The sequence below is a fragment of the Lelliottia wanjuensis genome (genome assembly GCF_030238365.1).
GTDB lineage: Bacteria > Pseudomonadota > Gammaproteobacteria > Enterobacterales > Enterobacteriaceae > Enterobacter > Enterobacter wanjuensis.
Genome location: NZ_JASSOT010000080.1, coordinates 119,550 through 136,320, shown reverse-complemented (window position 1 = coordinate 136,320; position 16,771 = coordinate 119,550). Strand labels below are relative to the sequence as shown.

Annotated in this window: 18 protein-coding genes; 10 read left to right on the top strand and 8 right to left on the bottom strand. The window is 54.3% G+C overall.

Features of this window, described 5'->3' with window-relative positions:
• Position 1: 1 nt before the first annotated feature.
• The gene (selD, locus tag QQF33_RS25545; RefSeq protein ID WP_285158823.1) at positions 2–1,045 is read right to left on the bottom strand and encodes a selenide, water dikinase SelD; all 1,044 of its coding nucleotides are present in this window, start codon (positions 1,043–1,045) and stop codon (positions 2–4) included.
• A gap of 115 nt (positions 1,046–1,160) precedes the next feature.
• Positions 1,161–1,712, bottom strand: a complete 552-nt coding sequence (locus tag QQF33_RS25540) for an NAD(P)H nitroreductase (protein ID WP_285144785.1) — start codon at positions 1,710–1,712, stop codon at positions 1,161–1,163.
• Between the two features lie 167 nt (positions 1,713–1,879).
• On the opposite strand from QQF33_RS25540, the gene sppA reads away from it, so the two are divergent.
• Genes sppA through yajD form a run of 4 tightly spaced genes read left to right on the top strand, consistent with a single transcriptional unit; the run spans position 1,880 to position 5,845 of the window.
• Positions 1,880–3,736, top strand: coding sequence for a signal peptide peptidase SppA (gene sppA / locus QQF33_RS25535; protein ID WP_285150731.1), 1,857 nt, complete (start codon positions 1,880–1,882; stop codon positions 3,734–3,736).
• Between the two features lie 60 nt (positions 3,737–3,796).
• The gene (ansA, locus tag QQF33_RS25530) at positions 3,797–4,813 is read left to right on the top strand and encodes an asparaginase (protein ID WP_282494978.1); all 1,017 of its coding nucleotides are present in this window, start codon (positions 3,797–3,799) and stop codon (positions 4,811–4,813) included.
• A 10-nt stretch (positions 4,814–4,823) separates the two neighbouring features.
• A complete protein-coding gene (gene pncA / locus QQF33_RS25525; RefSeq protein WP_285150732.1) occupies positions 4,824–5,465 on the top strand; it encodes a bifunctional nicotinamidase/pyrazinamidase in 642 nt (213 codons plus the stop codon).
• A 35-nt stretch (positions 5,466–5,500) separates the two neighbouring features.
• Positions 5,501–5,845, top strand: a complete 345-nt coding sequence (yajD, locus tag QQF33_RS25520) for an HNH nuclease YajD (RefSeq protein ID WP_095281671.1) — start codon at positions 5,501–5,503, stop codon at positions 5,843–5,845.
• Between the two features lie 61 nt (positions 5,846–5,906).
• Here yajD and QQF33_RS25515 read toward each other — a convergent pair whose 3' ends face one another.
• Positions 5,907–6,257, bottom strand: coding sequence for a hypothetical protein (locus tag QQF33_RS25515; RefSeq protein ID WP_285150733.1), 351 nt, complete (start codon positions 6,255–6,257; stop codon positions 5,907–5,909).
• On the bottom strand, positions 6,254–6,625 hold the full coding sequence (locus QQF33_RS25510; protein WP_285144790.1) for a hypothetical protein: 372 nt from the start codon (positions 6,623–6,625) through the stop codon (positions 6,254–6,256). Before QQF33_RS25510 ends, QQF33_RS25515 begins: the two co-directional genes overlap by 4 nt.
• A gap of 257 nt (positions 6,626–6,882) precedes the next feature.
• Between QQF33_RS25510 and QQF33_RS25505 the strand changes: the two genes are divergently transcribed.
• Positions 6,883–8,139, top strand: coding sequence for a glycoside hydrolase family 18 protein (locus QQF33_RS25505; protein WP_285158822.1), 1,257 nt, complete (start codon positions 6,883–6,885; stop codon positions 8,137–8,139).
• A gap of 123 nt (positions 8,140–8,262) precedes the next feature.
• Here QQF33_RS25505 and QQF33_RS25500 read toward each other — a convergent pair whose 3' ends face one another.
• Positions 8,263–8,535, bottom strand: a complete 273-nt coding sequence (locus QQF33_RS25500; protein ID WP_282494975.1) for a YeaC family protein — start codon at positions 8,533–8,535, stop codon at positions 8,263–8,265.
• A 41-nt stretch (positions 8,536–8,576) separates the two neighbouring features.
• Positions 8,577–8,990 (bottom strand): peptide-methionine (R)-S-oxide reductase MsrB, encoded by a 414-nt coding sequence (gene msrB, locus QQF33_RS25495; RefSeq protein ID WP_100780525.1) that lies wholly within the window; start codon positions 8,988–8,990, stop codon positions 8,577–8,579.
• A 340-nt stretch (positions 8,991–9,330) separates the two neighbouring features.
• Here msrB and gapA point away from each other — a divergent pair, with 340 nt between their 5' ends.
• The gene (gene gapA / locus QQF33_RS25490; protein ID WP_282494974.1) at positions 9,331–10,326 is read left to right on the top strand and encodes a glyceraldehyde-3-phosphate dehydrogenase; all 996 of its coding nucleotides are present in this window, start codon (positions 9,331–9,333) and stop codon (positions 10,324–10,326) included.
• Positions 10,327–10,400: 74 nt separating this feature from the next.
• The gene (locus QQF33_RS25485; RefSeq protein WP_282494973.1) at positions 10,401–11,285 is read left to right on the top strand and encodes a D-hexose-6-phosphate mutarotase; all 885 of its coding nucleotides are present in this window, start codon (positions 10,401–10,403) and stop codon (positions 11,283–11,285) included.
• Positions 11,286–11,368: 83 nt separating this feature from the next.
• Here the strand turns inward: QQF33_RS25485 and QQF33_RS25480 are convergent, their stop codons facing one another.
• Positions 11,369–12,115 carry a MipA/OmpV family protein gene (locus QQF33_RS25480; RefSeq protein WP_285150735.1) on the bottom strand — a complete coding sequence of 249 codons (747 nt, stop codon included), beginning with the start codon at positions 12,113–12,115 and terminating at the stop codon, positions 11,369–11,371.
• Positions 12,116–12,550: 435 nt separating this feature from the next.
• On the opposite strand from QQF33_RS25480, the gene yeaG reads away from it, so the two are divergent.
• The 3 genes from yeaG (at position 12,551) to QQF33_RS25465 (ending at position 16,506) form a co-directional block, all read left to right on the top strand.
• Positions 12,551–14,485, top strand: a complete 1,935-nt coding sequence (gene yeaG / locus QQF33_RS25475; RefSeq protein WP_095281663.1) for a protein kinase YeaG — start codon at positions 12,551–12,553, stop codon at positions 14,483–14,485.
• Between the two features lie 124 nt (positions 14,486–14,609).
• On the top strand, positions 14,610–15,890 hold the full coding sequence (locus tag QQF33_RS25470; protein ID WP_282494971.1) for a YeaH/YhbH family protein: 1,281 nt from the start codon (positions 14,610–14,612) through the stop codon (positions 15,888–15,890).
• Between the two features lie 115 nt (positions 15,891–16,005).
• Positions 16,006–16,506, top strand: a complete 501-nt coding sequence (locus tag QQF33_RS25465) for a YbaK/prolyl-tRNA synthetase associated domain-containing protein (protein WP_285150736.1) — start codon at positions 16,006–16,008, stop codon at positions 16,504–16,506.
• Between the two features lie 21 nt (positions 16,507–16,527).
• Here the strand turns inward: QQF33_RS25465 and yoaI are convergent, their stop codons facing one another.
• Positions 16,528–16,632 (bottom strand): small membrane protein YoaI, encoded by a 105-nt coding sequence (gene yoaI / locus QQF33_RS25460; RefSeq protein WP_282494969.1) that lies wholly within the window; start codon positions 16,630–16,632, stop codon positions 16,528–16,530.
• Positions 16,633–16,771 lie beyond the last annotated feature (139 nt).

Genomic DNA, 16,771 nt, shown 5'->3' with positions numbered 1-16,771 from the left:
ATTAACGGATCTCAATCATTGGACGACCGCCGCGGGCAGTCACCAGCTCGCCAATGGCGCTCAGGCTGATGCCGTATTCGGCGGCCGTGGCTTTGACTTCGGCTTCCGCGTCAGGGGTAACGGCCAGCAGCAGGCCGCCGGAGGTTTGCGGATCGCACAACAGATCGCGCCACTCTGTCGGCATGTCGCCCATCAGATGGCCGTAGCTGGCAAAGTTACGCTGGGTGCCGCCCGGCACCGCGCCCTGGGCGATGTACTCTTCCACGCCCGGCAGTTTAGGGATGTCCTGATACCAGACCTGCGCCTGGACGCCTGCGCCCTGGCAGACTTCACTCAGGTGGCCAAGGAGACCAAAGCCGGTAACGTCAGTCATCGCTTTGACGCCGTCGATATTGGCAAACGCCGCGCCCGCCAGGTTCATCTGGCACATCACTTCCGTGGCGAGGCCGATATGTTCTGGCTTAAGCAGGGATTTTTTCTCAGCGGTAGTAAGCACGCCAATCCCCAGCGGTTTGGTGAGGAAAAGCTTGCAGCCTTCCTGCGCGGTGCTGTTGCGCTTCACGCGCTCGGTTGGCACCACGCCGGTGACGGCGAGGCCGAAGATCGGCTCTGGCGCGTCGATGGAGTGTCCACCCGCCAGCGCGATGCCCGCCTGCTGGCAGGCAAAGCGACCGCCTTCGATCACTTCGCGGGCGATTTCCGGTGGGATAGTGTTGATCGGCCAGCCGAGGATGGCGATCGCCATGATCGGTTTGCCGCCCATCGCGAAGATGTCGCTGATGGCGTTGGTCGCCGCGATCCGCCCGAAATCAAACGGGTTATCAACAATCGGCATAAAGAAGTCGGTGGTGCTGATAATGCTGGTGCCGTTACCTAAATCGTATACCGCCGCATCGTCCCGCGTTTCGTTGCCGACAAGCAGGTTCGGGTCGACAAACTTCGCCTGTTCGCTGTGCAGGATGGTCTCCAGCACTTTAGGGGAAATTTTACAACCGCAACCCGCTCCGTGGCTGTATTGCGTTAAACGAATAGTTTGCTCGCTCATGGACATCTCCTGTCATTGCAATCGCGCTATGGTAGCGCTCATTCCGTGATGAGGTAAGTATGACTGTCTGAATTATGCGACGCTTGCTCATAATCCAGACAGTTTAGCGTGATTATCAGAATCGGGTGACGAACGGGGCGGTGTCAGGCGTGGAAATGGTGGTCGAGGCTTTCAGCTGCGGCGTACCTAAATAGAGGAAGCCGACGATTTTGTCGTGCTCGGCGCAGGAGAGTCCTTCGCGTACCACCGGGCTTTCCGTCAGCGGACCGGTGCGCCAGATGCCGTTAAAGCCCTGGGCGACGGCGGCCATTTGCATCGCCATCACCGCGCAACCGGCGGACATCTCTTGCTCCCAGACCGGTACTTTGTGTTCGGGCTGGCATTTTGCCACCACCGCAACGATCATCGGCGCGCGAAACGGCGCATTGCGCGCTTTGTCGATCGCCTTTTCATCCTGCTCGGCGGCCATCGCCCCATTCTCCAGCAGGGTGCTGAAACGGTCGCGGCCCTCGCCTTCGATGATAAAGAAGTGCCACGGCGTCAGGGTGCCGTGATCCGGCGCGCGCATACCGGCGCGCAGAATGTTTTCCAGCTGTTCGCCTGCAGGCGCAGGTTCCGCCAGGCGTGAAGCGCTACGGCGGTTAACAAGCAGTTCAAGTGCGTCCATTGATTAACTCCTGTCTTGAAATTTATTCACAAAATTAACACGAGAGCAGAATTTGTTACAGCGCAGTGGGCGATTCCTGCTGACAAGTGGCGGTTGGGTCATTACGATAACCCCACATTGCCGTCCAGTCGCGACGGAAACGGTCATTATCTGGTTTGGGAGAATACATGCGAACCCTTTGGCGAATTTTTGCCGGTTTCTTTAAATGGACGTGGCGGTTGCTCAACTTCGTGCGCGAACTGGTGATGAATGTCTTTTTCATCTTCCTGATCCTGGTCTGCGTGGGCGTCTGGATGCACATCAGTAGCAGCAATCAGGCGCAGCACTCCGAGCGCGGCGCGCTGCTGCTGGATATCACCGGCGTGATTGTTGATAAGCCGTCCACCAGCAATCGTCTGGGCGTGATTGGCCGCCAGCTGCTGGGCTCGACCTCCGACCGCATGCAGGAAAACTCCCTGTTCGATATCGTCGACGCCATTCGTCAGGCGAAGGACGATCGCAACATTACCGGGATCGTGCTGGATCTGAAAAACTTTGCCGGGGGCGATCAGCCGTCGATGGAGTACATCGGTAAAGCGCTGCGCGAGTTTCGCGACAGCGGCAAGCCGGTGATTGCGGTCGGCGATAGCTACAGCCAGGGGCAATACTATCTGGCGAGCTTCGCAAACAAAATCTGGCTCTCCCCGCAGGGCACCGTCGATCTGCACGGTTTTGCCACCAACGGTCTGTACTACAAATCGCTGCTAGATAAGCTGAAAGTCACCACCCACGTCTTCCGCGTCGGCACCTATAAGTCCGCCGTTGAGCCGTTTATTCGCGACGATATGTCCCCTGCCGCGCGCGAAGCGGACAGCCGCTGGATCGGCGAGCTGTGGCAGAACTACCTCGCCATCGTGGCGGCCAACCGTCAGATCACCCCCGAGCAGGTCTTCCCAGGCGCGCAGGCGATGCTGGATGGTCTGACCAAAGTCGGCGGCGATACGGCGAAATACGCCCTGGATAACAAACTGGTCGATACGCTCGGCTCCAGCGCCGAGATCGAAAAAGCGCTGACCAAACAGTTCGGCTGGAGCAAAGAAGACAAGAATTACAGCGCCATCAGCCTTTACGATTACACGCCGAAAAAACCGGATGAATCGGGCGACAGCGTGGCCGTGGTCTTCGCCAATGGCGCGATCATGGACGGGGAAGAGACGCCGGGGAACGTGGGCGGAGATACCACCGCGTCGCAGATCCGCGATGCGCGTCTGGATCCAAAAGTGAAAGCCATCGTCCTGCGCGTGAACAGCCCTGGCGGCAGCGTCAGCGCCTCGGAAGTGATCCGTGCGGAACTGGCCGCAGCGCGTGCAGCGGGCAAACCGGTGGTGGTGTCGATGGGCGGGATGGCGGCATCCGGGGGTTACTGGATCTCCACGCCTGCGAACTACATCGTGGCGAACCCAAGCACGTTGACAGGCTCGATCGGTATCTTTGGCGTCATTAACACCGTCGAAAACAGCCTCGATTATCTGGGCGTGCACACGGACGGCGTGGCCACCTCGCCGTTGGCGGATGTGGCGGTGACCAAATCCCTGCCGCCGGAAGTGTCGCAGATGATGCAGCTGAGCATCGAAAACGGCTACAAGCGCTTTATCACTCTGGTCGCGGAGTCGCGTAAATCGACGCCAGAGCAGGTGGATAAAATTGCTCAGGGCCACGTCTGGACCGGTCAGGATGCGAAAAGCAACGGTCTGGTCGATAGCCTCGGCGACTTCGATGACGCCGTCGCGAAAGCGGCAGAGCTGGCGAAGCTGAAACAGTGGCACATCGCCTATTACCAGGATGAGCCGACGTTTGTGGATATGGTGATGAACAGCATGTCCGGTTCCGTACGCGCCATGCTGCCTGCCGCGATTCAGGCGTATCTGCCTGCGCCGGTGGCCACCGCAGCCAATGTCGTCAAAGCCGAGAGCGATAAGCTCGCCGCCTTTAACGATCCGCAAAACCGTTACGCGTTCTGCCTCACCTGCGCTAACGTACGCTAAACCCCGTCCCCTCTTCTCGCGAAGAGGGGATTTTTCTTTGAAGCACAAGAACACACTATCATGCAGAAGAAATCGATTTATGTGGCGTATACCGGCGGGACCATCGGTATGCAGCGCTCCGAAAATGGCTACATTCCTGTTTCCGGTCATCTGCAGCGCCAGCTCGCGCTCATGCCTGAGTTCCACCGCCAGGAGATGCCGGACTTCACCATTCACGAGTATGATCCGCTGATGGACTCCTCGGATATGACGCCGGAAGACTGGCAGCATATCGCGGAAGATATCAAAGCCCATTACGACGAGTACGATGGCTTTGTGATCCTGCACGGCACCGACACCATGGCGTTCACCGCCTCGGCGCTCTCCTTCATGCTGGAAAATCTCGGAAAGCCGGTGATCGTCACCGGATCGCAAATCCCGCTGGCCGAGCTGCGTTCTGACGGGCAGATCAACCTGCTGAACTCCCTGTACGTGGCGGCCAATTATCCGATCAACGAAGTGTCGCTGTTCTTCAACAATCGCCTCTATCGCGGAAACCGTACCACCAAAGCCCACGCCGACGGTTTCGACGCCTTTGCGTCGCCAAACCTGCAGCCGCTGCTGGAAGCGGGTATCCATATTCGCCGTCTGGGCACGCCGCCTGCGCCGCACACGGCGGGCGAGCTGATTGTTCACCCGATCACCCCGCAGCCGATTGGCGTGGTGACCATCTATCCAGGCATCTCTGCCGACGTGGTGCGTAACTTCCTGCGCCAGCCGGTGAAGGCGCTGATCCTGCGCTCCTACGGCGTTGGCAATGCGCCGCAGAACGGCGAGTTCCTGAAAGAGCTGCAGGAAGCGAGCGATCGCGGCATCCTGGTGATTAACCTGACTCAGTGCATGTCCGGCAAAGTGAATATGGGCGGGTACGCCACCGGTAACGCGCTGGCGCACGCCGGGGTGATCAGTGGGTTTGATATGACGGTCGAAGCGACCCTGACTAAACTTCACTACTTACTCAGCCAGAATCTGGACGTGCCGTCCATGCGGGCCGCGATGATGCAAAACCTGCGCGGCGAGCTGACGCCGGACGAATAAGGAGTTTTTTATGAAGCAACGAGCCCTGCTGCTGGTCGATCTGCAGAATGATTTCTGCGCCGGTGGCGCGCTGGCGGTGGCCGGTGGTGATAGCACCGTGGACGTCGCCAATACGCTGATCGGGTGGTGTAAAGCGCGCGGCGAAGCGGTGGTCGCAAGCCAGGACTGGCATCCGGCGAATCACGGCAGCTTTGCCAGCCAGCATAACGTGGAGCCTTTTACCCAGGGTGAGCTGGACGGACTGGCGCAGACCTTCTGGCCGGATCACTGTATCCAGCAGACCGAAGGGGCGGCACTGCATCCGCTGCTGGAGCAGAAGGTGATCGACGCGGTGTTTCATAAAGGCGAAAATCCGAATATCGACAGCTACAGCGCCTTTTTCGATAATGAGCACCGCCACAAAACCGCCCTCGACGACTGGCTACGCCATCATGAGATCAGCGATCTGATCGTGATGGGGCTGGCAACGGATTATTGCGTGAAGTTCACCGTGCTCGATGCGCTAAAATTAGGGTATAACGTCAGCGTGATCACCGACGGCTGCCGTGGCGTAAACATTCAGGCGCAGGACAGCGCGCTGGCGTTTATGGAGATGTCGACCGCAGGGGCGACGCTTTACACGCTGGCAGACTGGCGAGAGACGCAGGCGTAAACGCATTTTTTATATCATTCAGGAGTGCCAGTGTTATGGCTTTTATCCCTAAAAACTATGCCCGGCTGGAAGTCGGTTACCGCGAAAAAGCGCTGAAGCTTTTCCCGTGGGTGTGCGGTCGCTGCAGCCGTGAGTTTGTCTATTCCAATCTGCGTGAGTTGACGGTGCACCACATCGATCACGATCACTCGAACAACCCGGAAGACGGCAGCAACTGGGAGATGTTGTGCCTGTTCTGTCACGACCATGAGCACTCCAAATACACCGAAGCGGATCTGTACGGCTCAACGGTGGTCGCAGGTGAAGATGCGCAGAAGAGCGTCGGGGAAGCCACGTATAACCCGTTTGCGAATCTCAAATCGATGATTGATAAGAAGTAATCGCACGGTCTTAGCCGGGCAAGGTAACCTTGCCCGACTCACATTTCGACTTCACCCAGGCTTAGCCGAGCGGCCATTTTCCCATAATAAAGTTGAAATAGATTTCGCAGCCTTTAGCAAAAAACAGAAATGTAAAAAAGCGCCAGAGATGAAATCCTTTGTACTTAATGGCGTTATTCGCGATAGCCACCAGACATATTGGAATATAAATAAGAAAAACCACTTCATCTATTCTTAATAATAAGTTAGCAGTGTGAAACTGAATGGTGTGTTCAAAAAAAACATGCAGAATCGACAGATGAAATTGTAATAACATCATATAAGGGATGACACCGGTCAACCAGCAAGTAACCCATAGCGGACACTCCCCTTTGATCCAGCGGGAAATTAGTAGCAAAAAATTTTTATTCACACTAACTCCTGAATAAAAAATATGACAGTCTTAACTAATTCTATACAGCCCCTTACCACCACCAGAATGGCCAGAATCCGCCATACCTTGGGCCCAGAGTACTTGACTGCACTGCATACAATAGCGATATAGGAGCAGAGGGTATAAATTAATGCAAAAGCCGCAAGGGTCAAAAACGGGCGCATCAACGCCGAGGGATCTGTTGACTGCCCTATGACGTTAATAATGAATGAATAAATGCTGATGGCGATAACAACCTGAGGTATAACGCCTGTAACCCAATACGTCATTACCAATGAATAATCACCCGATATCCATTTTTTAAATATTCTGAACGAAGCTGCCAGGCAATTAATAAATCGATTCATACTATCCCTGTGTTGAATTAAATACATATACATTAAAAAGCGGTCGCAATACTCTACACTAAGGCTTTAGGGTAACCATTTCCGATTCCGGACACTTATGGCTTGTCCTTCATGCTGTTAACAGTCATTTGTTCCCGGCATAACAAAAATTCAACCTCTCTCGCAGTTTCAGCGAAGCGGCACTGCTATCCTCAATGGGCTGTTTTTTGTCACATCCCTGATGTGGCTTACTTTTTTTAAGTCAAAGAGGATACGTTATGAAGCTATTGCCTGTGATGGCAGCATTACCCCTGCTCTGCGCGCCATACCTTTTCGCCGCTGATCTGATGTCCGTCGGCTACTTCAACGGCGGCGGCGATGTCACTGCTGGCCCTGGCGGTGATATCGATAAGCTGGACGTGCGTCAGATTACCCATCTCAACTACTCGTTTGGTCTTATCTACAACAACGAAGCCGGTGAAACCAACGCCGCGCTGAAAGATGCCAGTAAGCTCCACCAAATCTGGCTGTCGCCGAAAGTGATGGCTGACCTGCACAAAATCCCTGAACTGCGTAAGCAAAACCCGCAGCTGAAAGTCCTGCTTTCGGTCGGCGGCTGGGGCGCGCGCGGATTCTCCGGGGCGGCGGATAGCAAAGAGAGCCGCGCCGTGTTTAATCGCTCCGTGCAGGATATCGTCAACACCTACGGTCTGGATGGCATCGACCTCGACTGGGAATACCCGGTGAACGGCGCGTGGGGACTCGTGGATAAGCAGCCCGCGGATAAAGACAACTTTACCGCCCTGCTGAAAGAGATCCGCGAAACGCTGCCGAAAGAGAAGCTTGTCACCGTGGCGCTGGGTGCGAATGCGGAAAGCCCCAAGAGCTGGGTCGATGTGAAAGCGATCGCGCCGTATCTGAACTACATCAACCTGATGACCTACGATATGGCCTACGGCACGCAGTATTTTAACTCGAACCTGTACGACTCCACGAAGTGGCCGACGGTGGCCGCGGCGGACAAGTACAGCGCTGATTTTGTGGTGAACAACTATCTTGCCGCCGGGCTCAAACCTGAGCAGGTGAACCTGGGGATCGGTTTTTATGGACGCGTGCCGAAACGCAGCGTTGAGCCGGGCATCGACTGGACCAAAGCCGACGCCGAGAAAAACCCGGTGACGCAGCCGTACTTCGGCGTAAAAGAGATCGGGATGTTCAAAGCGCTGGGGTATGACCTCACCAAAGACACCTATGTGAAGTACAACGATATCGTCAGCAAGCTGATTAACGATCCAGAGAAACGCTTTACCGAGCACTGGGACGACCAGGCGAAAGTGCCGTGGCTGTCGATCAAATCGGCGGAGGGCAAAGAGTTGTTTGCGGTGTCGTATGAGAACCCGCGTTCGGTCGACCTGAAGGCGCAGTACATCAAAGAGAAAGGTCTGGGCGGCGCGATGTTCTGGGAGTATGGCGCGGACGACCACAACCAGCTGGCGAAGCAGTTGGCGACGTCGTTAGATATTAAACAGAAGTAAATGCTGTTTTGTTCCCTCTCCCTGTGGGAGAGGGTTAGGGTGAGGGCATCAGGCCGCTCAGCCGTTTTATTGCCGGGTGGCGGCTTCGCCTTACCCGGCCTACGGTTTAGGTTACGCTTTCGGTTACTTGAACGTGGCGATGGGTTTTGGCGTGATGCCAAAATCTTCCTTCAGCTCGCGCTTACTCTTCATCACCATCTGCCCCTGAGTGTCGATAGTCATGTGCTGGGCTTCGCTGTTATTGCGCGCCTGCCACAACATCACCAGTTGCAAACTGTTCTCTTTTTGCTCTGCCGTCAGCGCCACGCCATCAGGCCATTTTCCCAGCTCTACGGCTGTTACCAGGCGCTGATACACTTCCGGCGTCATGCTGCTAATCATGTCATCAATATTCATCAGAAATCCGCTGTGATGGAATAATTTGCTGAATCGGTTTTTCAACCTTTCGTCTGGTCGCCATTTTCATCATCGGAGAAGCTCATCGACGCCGAATTGACGCAGAAACGTTCCCCCGTTGGCTGCGGGCCATCCGGGAATACGTGTCCGAGATGAGCATCGCAGTTTCCGCAGCGAATTTCTGTGCGCTGCATACCGTGTGACGAGTCGGTTAAATAGCGGATAGCCTCATCGCTGACGGGCTCATAGAAGCTCGGCCAGCCGCAGCCAGAATCGTATTTTGATTGCGAATTGAACAGCGGGGCATCGCACACCAGACAGTGGTACACGCCATCGCGCTTATTGTGCAGCAAACGCCCGGTGAATGGGGGTTCAGTCCCGTGGTTCTGCGTCACGTAGAACTGCATTTCTGTTAGATTTTTTTTGAGTTCGTCAGGGTTACGTTGATTCGACATATGCTCAGATCTCGCTGTAGAAACAGATACCTTTCATCGCGAATTCTAACAAAACATTAACACTGAAGTGTGAACTTTTGTTCTAAACTTATGCGTTGCGGTACGGCAGTCAGGCAATTGTGATCTTGCTCACATATTTATCCTGATAGCCCTTTAAAATTCCGGGCGCAGCCCCCATGTGGTTGCTAGCTCAAAGGGAAAGTGAGGCTGTCAGTCGCACAAAGGTTATGCGCAGGATTGATTTGTCGCAATGATTGACACGATTCCGCTTGACGCTGCGTAAGGTTTTTGTAATTTTACAGGCAACCTTTTATTCACTAACAAATAGCTGGTGGAATATATGACTATCAAAGTAGGTATCAACGGTTTTGGCCGTATCGGCCGTATTGTTTTCCGTGCTGCTCAGGAACGTTCTGACATCGAAATCGTTGGTATCAACGATCTGTTGGACGCTGAATACATGGCGTACATGCTGAAGTACGACTCAACTCACGGTCGTTTCAAAGGCACCGTTGAAGTGAAAGACGGCCACCTGGTTGTTAACGGCAAAACCATCCGTGTTACTGCTGAAAAAGATCCAGCTAACCTGAAGTGGAACGAAATCGGTGTTGACGTTGTTGCTGAAGCGACCGGTATCTTCCTGACCGACGAAACCGCGCGTAAACACATCACCGCGGGTGCGAAGAAAGTTGTTCTGACTGGTCCTTCCAAAGACAACACGCCTATGTTCGTTAAAGGCGCTAACTTCGAAAAATATGCTGGCCAGGACATCGTTTCCAACGCATCCTGCACCACCAACTGCCTGGCTCCACTGGCTAAAGTTATCAACGACAACTTCGGTATCGTTGAAGGCCTGATGACCACTGTTCACGCAACTACCGCTACTCAGAAAACTGTTGATGGCCCGTCTCACAAAGACTGGCGCGGCGGTCGTGGCGCAGCTCAGAACATCATCCCATCTTCTACCGGTGCTGCTAAAGCTGTAGGCGTTGTCCTGCCAGAGCTGAACGGTAAACTGACTGGTATGGCGTTCCGCGTTCCAACTCCTAACGTTTCCGTAGTTGACCTGACCGTTCGTCTGGAAAAAGCTGCTTCTTATGAAGAAATTAAGAAAGCAATCAAAGCTGCTTCCGAAGGCGCAATGAAAGGCGTTCTGGGTTACACCGAAGACGACGTTGTATCTACCGATTTCAACGGCGAAGTGTGCACTTCCGTGTTCGATGCTAAAGCGGGTATCGCACTGAACGACAACTTCGTGAAACTGGTTTCCTGGTACGACAACGAAACTGGCTACTCTAACAAAGTACTGGACCTGATCGCTCACATCTCCAAATAAGTTGAGATGAGACACTGATCCAAAAAGGCGACCTCGGTCGCCTTTTTTTATGCTTAAAGACAGAGGATTGCGTAATGATTCACAAAATTTTTGCACTTCCAGTAGTCGAACAACTTACCCCTGTACTCTCCCGCCGCCAGATTGATGGCGCCGATATTATTGTCGTCGATCACCCGCGCGTGAAAGCCTCCGTCGCCCTCAACGGCGCGCACCTCCTCTCCTGGAAGCCAGAAGGCGAAGAGGAAGGCCTGTGGCTGTCAGCTGCGACCTCGTTCAAAAAAGGCGCGGCGATCCGCGGCGGCGTACCGATTTGCTGGCCGTGGTTTGGCCCGGCGGCCGAAGCTGGCCTGCCAGCGCACGGTTTTGCCCGTAACCAGCAGTGGACGCTGAAAGCGCATAACGAAGATGACAACGGCGCGGTGCTGACTTTCGAGCTGCAGAGCAACGATGAAACCCGCAAACTGTGGCCGCACGATTTCACCCTGTACGCTCGCTTCAAGCTGGGTCAAACCTGTGAAATTGAGCTGGAAGCCCACGGCGAATTCGAAACCACCTCTGCCCTGCACACCTACTTCAACGTGGGTGACATTGCGGATGTGAAAGTGAGCGGCTTTGGCGATCGCTTTATCGATAAAGTGGATAACGCGAAAGAAGGCAAACTGAGCGACGGCGTCCAGACCTTCCCGGACCGTACCGACCGTGTCTATCTGAACCCGGAAGCCTGCAGCGTGATCCACGATGCAGCGCTTAACCGTGGCATTGAAGTGGTTCACCATCATCACAGCAATGTGGTGGGCTGGAACCCAGGCCCTGCACTGTCTGTGAGCATGGCTGACGTGCCGGATGACGGGTACAAAACCTTCGTCTGCGTCGAAACCGCGTGCGTCACCGCACCGCAGAAAACCAGCGCGGACAAACCGTCTCGCCTGGGTCAGACCATCAAAATCGTTAAACGCTGATCCTGTTTTTCTGCACCACCATAAAGCAAAAGGGGCGCAAGCGCCCCTTTGTCATACACAGAATGCACGTTAAAAGTGCACAATCAGAAACTGTAGGTCACACCTGCAGAGAACAGACCGGTCCAGGACTTATCGACCATCGGACTGTCTTTCACTTCATCGCTCAGACGGGTATAGCGTGTTGACGCGTACAGATTCCAGTCACTGGCAAACTTAAAGCTTGCAGTCAGTTCCAGGTACGGGTTCCATGCGTCGTCAGCTTCGTAGCTGTTCAGGCCACTACGTCGTGACTCTTTATGGGACACCCCATAATAGTAGTCATTGTAGTTTTCACTGTTGTACTCCACACCAATACCCGGCGTCAGCGTGATAGCGCCGTTGGTATAACGGTACAGCCACGCCAGATCCCAGATGAAGCCGTTGCTGTTATCCAGCGTATCGCCTGCCAGCGCGGTGCGCAGGAAGCCATACTGAGTGTTGTGGACGTAAGACAGGCCGGCCATCAGGGAGCTTCTGCGCTTATCAAGCTGGCGCAGCGCATGGCTGTCACTGTCGCCCGGTTTGAAGTGACGCGGGTCGTAGTAGGCCATAACGGAGAGCTTGTCGGTGTTGTCATTCCACAGGTAATAACCGCCACCCAGACCGCGGAACCAGAAGTTATCGCCTTCATACGTGATGACCGGCACCGGATAAACATCGCGATCGTACTGTTTATACGGGCTGTTGATAACGCCGACGCCTGCGCCAACGGACCACTGATCGGCCGCGTGAGCGGTGCTAACGGACGTGGCGACAAGTACGCCCAATGCCAGAAGTTTGAGTTTGGTCACAATCCATTCTTTCCTGTAGTCAAATAATCAGCGGGTGAAGTGTAACCGCCCTGCCCGCACATCCCAAAATTTTTTGCCTGCTAATGAGTTTAATTAACCGATTATTTTCATCATTTAAGATGACCGGAGGCTTTCATTTCTGTGACGAAGCAATGAAACCCGCACTTTCGTCCCGATTCCCGCGGCAGTTTTTTTGGATGAGTTATTGATATGTCATTGAAATTAGATTCTGAGGGCATGCAAGTTTTGCAAACTCCATCTACGCTTAATTTTAGGAAGATGAATTGCTGAACGCCCGGCGGTTTAGAGCGCAAGACCTGGCACACGGGTTGCTGCTCTGGTACTGAGGTGCGGGGGTGAAGATGCTTCCAGGAGCCTCCACTATTCATACGAACGGCTCTTTTCCTGTGCTAAAAAACGAAAGGACGGCATGCCATGAATATATTCGATCACTATCGCCAGCGCTATGAAGCTGCCAAGGACGAAGAGTTCACACTGCAGGAGTTTCTTGCTGTCTGTAAGCAAGATCGCAGTGCCTATGCCAATGCGGCAGAACGGCTATTGATGGCTATCGGTGAGCCAAATATGGTCGATACAGCCCTCGAACCACGGCTCTCCCGTCTCTTTTCGAATCGTGTGGTTGCACGATATCCCGCTTTTGAAGAATTTTATGGCATGGAAGATGCCATCGAGCAGATTGTTTCGTACCTGAAACACGCGGCTCAGGGTCTGGAAGAGAAGAAACAGATCCTCTACTTACTCGGCCCCGTCGGTGGCGGTAAATCGTCCCTGGCAGAGCGCCTGAAATCACTGATGCAGCGCGTGCCGATCTACGTTCTTAGCGCCAATGGAGAACGCAGCCCGGTTAACGATCATCCGCTGTGCCTGTTCAACCCGCAGGAAGATGCGCAAATTCTGGAAAAAGAGTTTGGCATCCCGAACCGCTATCTCGGCACCATCATGTCGCCGTGGGCGGCGAAACGCCTGCATGAGTTTGGCGGCGACATCACCAAATTCCGCGTGGTAAAAGTCTGGCCGTCGATTCTGCAACAGATTGCGATTGCCAAGACCGAGCCGGGCGATGAGAACAACCAGGATATCTCCGCGCTGGTCGGTAAAGTGGATATCCGTAAACTGGAACACCACGCGCAAAACGACCCGGACGCTTATGGCTATTCCGGTGCGCTGTGCCGTGCCAACCAGGGGGTGATGGAATTCGTCGAGATGTTTAAAGCGCCGATCAAGGTGCTGCATCCGCTGCTGACCGCCACCCAGGAAGGGAACTACAACGGGACGGAAGGTATTTCCGCCCTGCCGTTCAACGGGATCATTCTGGCGCACTCAAACGAATCCGAATGGGTGACCTTCCGTAATAACAAAAACAATGAGGCGTTCCTTGACCGTGTCTACATCGTCAAAGTGCCTTATTGCCTGCGGATCTCCGAAGAGATCAAGATTTACGAAAAACTGCTGAATAACAGTGAGCTGGTGCATGCCCCTTGCGCACCGGGCACGCTGGAAACGCTGTCGCGCTTCTCGATTCTGTCGCGTCTGAAAGAGCCAGAAAACTCCAGCATCTACTCGAAGATGCGCGTTTACGACGGGGAAAGCCTGAAAGATACCGATCCGAAAGCGAAGTCCTATCAGGAGTATCGCGATTACGCCGGTGTCGACGAAGGGATGAACGGTCTGTCCACGCGTTTCGCGTTTAAAATCCTCTCCCGCGTGTTCAACTTTGACCACGCCGAAGTGGCGGCCAACCCGGTACATCTGTTCTACGTTCTGGAACAGCAGATCGAGCGCGAGCAGTTCCCGCAGGATCTGGCGGAACGTTATCTGGAGTTCCTCAAAGGCTATCTGATCCCGAAATACGCCGAGTTCATCGGGAAAGAGATCCAGACGGCGTACCTGGAGTCCTACTCTGAATACGGGCAGAACATTTTCGACCGTTATGTCACCTATGCAGACTTCTGGATCCAGGATCAGGAGTACCGCGACCCGGATACCGGCCAGCTGTTTGACCGTGAATCCCTGAACGCGGAACTGGAAAAAATTGAGAAGCCGGCCGGGATCAGTAATCCGAAAGACTTCCGTAACGAGATCGTCAACTTTGTTCTGCGCGCCAGAGCGCACAACAGCGGACGCAACCCGAACTGGACCAGCTACGAAAAACTGCGCACGGTTATCGAGAAAAAAATGTTCTCCAATACCGAGGAGCTGTTGCCGGTCATTTCCTTCAATGCCAAAACCTCAACCGACGAGCAGAAAAAGCACGACGATTTTGTCGACCGCATGATGGAGAAAGGTTATACCCGCAAGCAGGTTCGTCTGCTGTGCGAATGGTACCTGCGCGTGCGTAAATCGTCTTAACTGAAGTGCCCGGTGGCGCTCGCGCTTACCGGGCCTACAACGACAGCGATCCGTAGGCCGGATAAGCGTGAGCGCATCCGGCAGACAGGTAGCGCGAAAGTTGGCAATGCAGTACGGGGGGCATATGACCTGGTTTATTGACCGGCGTCTTAACGGCAAAAACAAGAGCACGGTGAATCGCCAGCGCTTCTTGCGTCGTTATAAAGCGCAAATTAAACAGTCGATCTCCGAGGCCATCAACAAACGTTCGGTGACCGATGTGGATAGCGGCGAGTCCGTCTCTATCCCGACGGATGATATTAGCGAACCGATGTTCCATCAGGGACGGGGCGGCTTGCGCCATCGCGTACACCCGGGTAATGACCACTTCGTCCAGAACGATCGCATTGAACGCCCACAGGGCGGAGGCGGCGGTTCGGGCAGCGGTCAGGGGCAAGCGAGCCAGGACGGTGAAGGCCAGGATGAGTTCGTCTTCCAGATTTCTAAAGATGAGTATCTCGATCTGTTGTTCGAGGATTTGGCGCTGCCAAACCTGAAGAAAAACCAGCATCGTCAGTTAAACGAGTACAAAACCCACCGCGCGGGTTACACCGCCAACGGCGTTCCGGCGAACATCAGCGTCGTGCGTTCTCTGCAAAACTCGCTGGCCCGTCGTACGGCGATGACGGCAGGCAAGCGTCGCGAACTGCGCGAGCTGGAAGTCAGTCTGAAAACCGTTGAGAACACCGAACCCGCACAGCTGCTGGAGGAAGAACGGCTGCGCAAAGAGATTGCCGAATTACGGGCGAAAATCGATCGCGTGCCGTTTATCGACACCTTTGACCTGCGTTACAAGAACTACGAGAAACGTCCGGAACCTTCCAGCCAGGCGGTGATGTTCTGCCTGATGGACGTCTCCGGCTCGATGGATCAGGCCACCAAGGACATGGCGAAGCGCTTTTATATTCTGCTTTATCTGTTCCTGAGCAGAACCTATAAGAACGTGGATGTGGTTTACATCCGCCACCATACCCAGGCCAAAGAGGTGGATGAGCACGAGTTCTTCTACTCTCAGGAGACGGGCGGGACCATTGTGTCGAGCGCCCTGAAGCTGATGGATGAAGTGGTGAAAGAACGCTACGACCCGGCGCAGTGGAATATCTATGCCGCGCAGGCGTCCGATGGCGATAACTGGGCGGATGACTCTCCGCTGTGTCACGAAATACTGGCGAAGAAAATTTTGCCGGTGGTGCGGTATTACAGCTACATCGAAATCACCCGTCGCGCGCATCAAACGCTTTGGCGGGAATATGAGCACCTGCAGGCGATGTTCGATAATTTTGCCATGCAGCATATCCGCGACCAGGATGATATTTATCCGGTCTTCCGCGAACTGTTCCACACGCAAAGTACCAGCAACGCATAATAAACAGCCAGCGCAAAACGCTGGCTGTTTTCTGTTCATCCCTCGCCCGCACGATCAAAATGAAATGTGATAATGTAGACCCTGCATCTCACCAGGTCACAGGGAAAAAACAATCATGTCCGAAGCGATCAAAGGCACCAATACTCATCAGCGGCTGATTGCGCTGTTATCCGAGCAGGGCGCGCAATACCGGGTGGTGGAGCATGAGGCGGTCGGGAAATGCGAGGCAGTCAGCGAAATTCGCGGGACGGAACTCGGTCAGGGTGCCAAAGCGCTGGTGTGTAAAGTGAAGGGAAACGGGGTGAAAAAGCATATCCTGGCGATTCTGGCGGCGGATCAGCAGGCCGATCTGAGTCAACTGGCCAGCCATTTTGGTGGGATCAAAGCGTCGCTGGCAAGCCCGGCGGAAGTGGACGATTTAACCGCCTGTGTCTTTGGCGCCATCCCGCCTTTCAGCTTTCATCCCGATCTGACGCTGGTCGCCGATCCGCTCCTGTTCGAGCGTTTTGATGAAATCGCCTTTAACGCCGGCCTGCTGGAAAAGTCGGTGATCATGAGCAGTGCAGATTATCTGCGCATCGCCCAGCCGGAGCTGGTTGCCTTTCGCCGGTCCTGAACATCGCGGCTGACAGCGCTGTCAGTCGTGCTTTTCCAAGAACATCACCGACGCCACCAAAATCATCGCGATGGTGAAAAACGTAGACGAGATAATCAGCGTTTCAACAAACATGTGATCGTTCATGTTGATTCCCCTTTTGCTGCCTTTGCTTATTTTTAATCCACACAGATGACAATGGCATGACAGTAACAGGTCAGCCGGATGAATAATGTGATGCGGATAAATTCGCCTCAGGCAGCCGCCCAAATTTGAGAGATTTGTC

Coding starts and splice junctions, on each gene's coding strand:
- yeaG (WP_095281663.1), top strand. CDS start 12,551: ATGAATATATTCGATCACTATCGCCAGCGCTATGAAGCTGCCAAGGAC.
- msrB (WP_100780525.1), bottom strand. CDS start 8,990: ATGTCGAATCAACGTAACCCTGACGAACTCAAAAAAAATCTAACAGAA.
- QQF33_RS25540 (WP_285144785.1), bottom strand. CDS start 1,712: ATGGACGCACTTGAACTGCTTGTTAACCGCCGTAGCGCTTCACGCCTG.
- yajD (WP_095281671.1), top strand. CDS start 5,501: ATGGCTTTTATCCCTAAAAACTATGCCCGGCTGGAAGTCGGTTACCGC.
- QQF33_RS25470 (WP_282494971.1), top strand. CDS start 14,610: ATGACCTGGTTTATTGACCGGCGTCTTAACGGCAAAAACAAGAGCACG.
- QQF33_RS25465 (WP_285150736.1), top strand. CDS start 16,006: ATGTCCGAAGCGATCAAAGGCACCAATACTCATCAGCGGCTGATTGCG.
- QQF33_RS25485 (WP_282494973.1), top strand. CDS start 10,401: ATGATTCACAAAATTTTTGCACTTCCAGTAGTCGAACAACTTACCCCT.
- gapA (WP_282494974.1), top strand. CDS start 9,331: ATGACTATCAAAGTAGGTATCAACGGTTTTGGCCGTATCGGCCGTATT.
- QQF33_RS25500 (WP_282494975.1), bottom strand. CDS start 8,535: ATGAATATTGATGACATGATTAGCAGCATGACGCCGGAAGTGTATCAG.
- sppA (WP_285150731.1), top strand. CDS start 1,880: ATGCGAACCCTTTGGCGAATTTTTGCCGGTTTCTTTAAATGGACGTGG.
- ansA (WP_282494978.1), top strand. CDS start 3,797: ATGCAGAAGAAATCGATTTATGTGGCGTATACCGGCGGGACCATCGGT.
- selD (WP_285158823.1), bottom strand. CDS start 1,045: ATGAGCGAGCAAACTATTCGTTTAACGCAATACAGCCACGGAGCGGGT.
- QQF33_RS25505 (WP_285158822.1), top strand. CDS start 6,883: ATGAAGCTATTGCCTGTGATGGCAGCATTACCCCTGCTCTGCGCGCCA.
- QQF33_RS25510 (WP_285144790.1), bottom strand. CDS start 6,625: ATGAATCGATTTATTAATTGCCTGGCAGCTTCGTTCAGAATATTTAAA.
- pncA (WP_285150732.1), top strand. CDS start 4,824: ATGAAGCAACGAGCCCTGCTGCTGGTCGATCTGCAGAATGATTTCTGC.
- yoaI (WP_282494969.1), bottom strand. CDS start 16,632: ATGAACGATCACATGTTTGTTGAAACGCTGATTATCTCGTCTACGTTT.